2 protein-coding genes and 1 pseudogene are annotated in these 4,894 nt (G+C 39.4%); 2 read left to right on the top strand and 1 reads right to left on the bottom strand.

Annotated elements, in window-relative coordinates:
• On the top strand, positions 1 to 1,010 hold a 1,010-nt coding region (locus H7254_RS20315; protein WP_301934713.1), incomplete at its 5' end, for a VCBS repeat-containing protein.
• Positions 1,011 to 1,029: 19 nt separating this feature from the next.
• The gene (locus tag H7254_RS20310; RefSeq protein WP_301934712.1) at positions 1,030 to 4,383 is read left to right on the top strand and encodes a VCBS repeat-containing protein; all 3,354 of its coding nucleotides are present in this window, start codon (positions 1,030 to 1,032) and stop codon (positions 4,381 to 4,383) included.
• Between the two features lie 86 nt (positions 4,384 to 4,469).
• On the opposite strand, the pseudogene H7254_RS20305 reads toward H7254_RS20310, so the two are convergent.
• Positions 4,470 to 4,894, bottom strand: a pseudogene (locus H7254_RS20305) (hypothetical protein); the annotation flags it as partial.

The following is a 4,894-nucleotide window of genomic DNA, read 5'->3' as shown; positions in this document are numbered from 1 at the left end:
GCGATGGCGACGAAGATTTATTTGTAGGCAGCAGAAGCATTCCTTACAACTATGGCGTAACGCCGCAAAGCTATTTGTACCAAAACGATGGCAAGGGTCACTTTACAGATGTAACCCAGTCCATGAACCCTGCTATAGCCAATGCAGGCATGATTACCGGCGCAATATGGGCCGATGTAACAGGCGATAACAGGAAAGAATTAATCATTACCGGCGAGTGGATGGCCACCCAAATATTCACATATAACAAAGCGGCTAACAAGTTTGAATTATTGCAACATACCAACCTGGAAGATAAACATGGCTGGTGGCAAACAATAGCAGCAGCCGATTTAAACGGCGATGGAAAAATGGATTTAGTGATAGGCAATATCGGCGAGAACTTTTACCTGAAACCCGGCAAAGAAAACCCGGTACGATTGTGGACCAGCGACTTTGACAACAACGGCACCGCCGAACAATTTATAACCAGAACCATTGACGGTAAAGACATGCCGGTATTTTTAAAGCGTGAAATTACCGATCAGTTTCCGGGCTTAAAGAAAGAGAATTTAAAACACAGCGACTACGCCGGCAAAACGATACAGGATTTATTTGGTAAGGCGGTGCTGGAAAAGTCGGGCAAAAAGGAATTCAATTACTGCAAGTCAATAGTAGCCATCAACGATGGCAAAGGAAGCTTTACGATACAGCCCCTGCCCACGATGGTGCAGCTGTCGAGTGTAAACGCCATCAGTACTGCAGATGTTAATGGCGATAAAAAAGTAGACCTTATATTGGGCGGCAATCTGTTCGATTTTCCGCCACAGTTTGGCCGGCTCGATGGCAGTTATGGTCATGTGCTGTTGAATGATGGAACAGGTAAATTTAAGTGGATAGAACCCCGCAAATCGGGCCTAAGCCTTAGAGGAGCGATAAAGGATATAAAAGAAATTGCAACAGCAGGCAAAAGGTTGCTGCTGATAACACAAAACAACGAACAACCTGTTTTATTTCAATTGATAAAATAACTGAACTTCAGTTTTATATATGAACTTATTTGGTAGAAATAACACACTGATACTTTTACTGCTGATGACAGCTTTTTTTGCTGCATGCACATCCAAAAAAAAGGCAACGGAGGTTGTAATGTTTGAAACACTGGACAATAAAAGAACAGGGATCGACTTTAGCAATAACCTTTCTTACAACCAGCAATTTAATTTATTTAAGTACATGTATTTCTACAACGGCAGTGGGGTTGGGGCTGCCGATTTTAACAATGATGGATTAACAGATTTATTTTTTGGCTCCAATCAGCATGACAATAAATTGTACCTGAATGTTGGGGGAATTAAGTTTAAGGATATCACAAAAGAAGCAGGCATTCCTGAAGACGGCGGATGGACAACAGGCATATCCGTAGTAGATATCAACAATGATGGATTAATGGATATGTATGTGTGCCGGGTAGGTAAATATGAAATTTTGCATAGCACCAATCAATTGCTCATTAACCAGGGCAATGATAAAAATGGCATCCCTACATTTAAAGACCAGGCAACAGCATATGGATTAAATTTTTCCGGCTTCAGCACACAGGCAGCTTTTTTTGATTACGATAATGATGGCGATCTCGATATGTTTTTGCTCAATCACTCGGTGCACGAGAATGGAACATTCAGGCCAAGAAAAGATTTTATTGGTACCTACGATTCCTTATCCGGCGACCGGATTTTTAGAAATGAAGGAAATATATTTAAAGATGTAACTAAGCAAACCGGCATCAGCAGCACAGCCATTGGATATGGCCTGGGAGTAGTAATTGCCGACATCAATTTAGATGGCTATCCTGATATTTATGTAGGTAACGATTTTCATGAAAACGATTATTTGTACATCAATCAAAAGAACGGAACCTTTACCGAGGAAGGACAAGAGCGGATGATGCATACCAGCCAGTATTCTATGGGGGTGGATGTTGCAGATGTAAACAACGATGCGTTTCCGGAAATTATTTCTGTGGATATGTTACCCGCCGATCCATACATTTTAAAAAGGTCGTTGGGAGAAGATGCATTGGATATTTTTAATTTTAAAATTGGGGCTGGCTATGGGCATCAATACACCCGAAATAATTTTCAGTATAACAGGCGCAACCAACTTTTTAGTGAAGTAGGTTTGTACAGCGGCATTGCTGCAACCGACTGGTCGTGGGCACCATTGTGGGTTGATTTTGATAATGATGGTTTAAAAGATTTGTTTATTTCCAATGGTATTCCCAAGCGGATGAATGATATTGATTACATCAACTTTGTAACCAATGGAGAGATACAGCAAATGATCCGTGACAACAATATGCAGGGAAAAGATCTGGCCCTCATCAACAAATTTCCTGAAATTAAATTGCCCAATAAATTTTATAAAAATAACGGCAACTTATCTTTTACAGATGTGGCAACCGGCATTGAGGGCAATCAACCGACCTTTTCCAATGGTGCAGTATATGCAGATTTAGACAATGATGGGGACCTGGATATTGTGGTAAATAATATAGATGCGCCGGTGTTGCTGTATGAAAATAAAAATAATAAGCCGGGTAAAAAATCATCCGTTACCATATCATTAAAAGGAGATAAAAAAAATATTAATGCTATTGGTTCAAGGGTAATTGTGTATACAAAAAATGATGTAAGAACTTATGAAAAATACCCGGTAAAAGGATTTTTATCCAGCATGGAAAATCCTGTTTTAATTGGTATTGAAAACAGTGTTATAGATTCTATGTTATTGATCTGGCCCGATAATTCTTTTCAGCACGTTACAATGCCGGTCGGAAAGTCTTCTATTAATATGCAGTACCAGTCAGGGTTGCCGAAATTCAATTACAGCCAGTTAACCAGTCGTATAAAAAATTCGACAACGCCGATGGTGGATATAACCCATGCGGCAAGTTTAGATTACCTGCACAAAGAAAATCAATTTGCAGAGTTTGACCGAGAGCCGCTTATACCGCATATGCTATCAACAGAAGGACCGGCGCTTGCTGTTGCAGATATCAATCATGATGGCCTGGAAGATGTATTCATTGGATCATCAAGAAATCATTTGCCAGCTGTATTTCTGCAGCAAAATTCCGGCAAATTTACCAGGAGCCAACAACCCGTTCTTGATAAGGATAGCATCTATGAAAACACCGATGCCTGTTTTGCCGATGTAAACAATGACGGGAATATTGATTTAATTGTTGCCAGTGGGGGTAACGAATTTTTTGGTGATGAATTTCATAACTCACCAAGGGTTTACCTCAATGACGGGAAAGCAAATTTTACCAAACTGGAAAATGCTTTTACCAATTTATTTTTAACTGCATCAACTGTTGTGCCGTATGATTTTAATGGCGATGGTTTTATCGATTTATTCATTGGCGGCAGGGCAGTGCCCTGGGAATATGGACAAGTACCCCAATCGTATTTATTAATGAATGATAAAACCGGGAAGTTTACAGATGTTACAAAAATGTATGCACCTGAACTTTCGCTGGCAGGTTTTGTAACACAGGCTTTGTGGTTTGATATAGATAAAGATGGCGACAAAGATTTACTGCTTTCATTGGAGTGGGGCGGTATTGAAGCGTTTGTAAATAACAAAGGGAAATTCACTAAAAAAATATTGACAGACAAAAATGGCTGGTGGAATTTTATTTTACCGGTTGATATTGACATTGATGGCGACATAGATTTAATAGCCGGTAACCTTGGCTTAAACAGCCGGCTGAAAGCTTCGGATAAAGAACCATTGCGGCTTTACTTTAACGACTTTGATGGTAATGGAAAAAAAGAACAGGTACTAACTTATTACCTGGAAGGCAAAGAAATTCCATTTGCCAACAAGGTAGAATTGGAAAAACAAATGCCGGTATTAAAAAAGAAATTTTTATATGCCGGAGATTTTGCCAAAGCCACTTTGCAGGAATTATTTACTTCGGAAAAACTGGATGAAGCAACGAAATTAACAGCAACTTATTTATCCAGTGCGGTGCTAATTAATAAGGGTAATCTGCATTTTGAAACGAAGGCTTTGCCAATGGAAGCACAGTTTTCTTCTATGAAAGATGCAGTAGTAGTAAATGCCAATGATGATAATCTTCCGGATATTTTAATAATGGGAAATTATTACGATCCCAATATTGAAATGGGCAGGTACGATGCAGACTTCGGCACCATCTTAATCAATAAAGGGAAAGGCAATTTTTTAGCCGAAACAATTAATGGGCTTGCCGTAAAAGGACAGGTGCGCCACATAAAACCTGTAACCATTGGCAAGCAACCTGCGTTTATTCTTGCACGCAATAGTGACAGTGCTATGCTGATTAAATTTGGAGAGAGGATGTATAAGAAATAACAGGCGTTATCGTAAATACATTTCTTATTTGCTGTATATTTTTTATTACCTATTGCAGCAATAGCCCATCACCCAAAGTTGAGTCCTTACTTATAAAACATCACAGGGTAATAGATCTTTGTAATCCATTTCGTGCTGTCTCTTTCTGCCAGCCTATTGGTTACAAGCGAATAGAATGGTATAGCAGGCGATTCTAATTCGAAATCGCTTAAATAGTTTTCCATTGTTCCTATGGCACTATCAGCTTTGTTGGGTGCTCCTTTTACAAGTGCGGTTAATATGTTGCCCCCATACAACATTTTTCTGAATGCAATATCGCCTTTCGACGGCAGGGTTTTATTGGTAGGAAAGGCGACCCGGATAAAAAAAATTTTATTATCTCTTGAATAAATATTCAGCATCGGCGAATCGGTTGCCAGTGCTTGTTGGCTGCCGATATATGCTCTTAACTTATCAATCAGTGAATAAATTTTTTCTGTAGAAGGATACCCCCTGGTAGAATCAAAAGTAG

The sequence above is a fragment of the Ferruginibacter sp. genome (genome assembly GCF_014377975.1).
Lineage (GTDB): Bacteria > Bacteroidota > Bacteroidia > Chitinophagales > Chitinophagaceae > Ferruginibacter.
The sequence above is the reverse complement of the archived record's forward strand: the minus strand, read 5'-3'. Positions and strand labels throughout refer to the sequence as shown.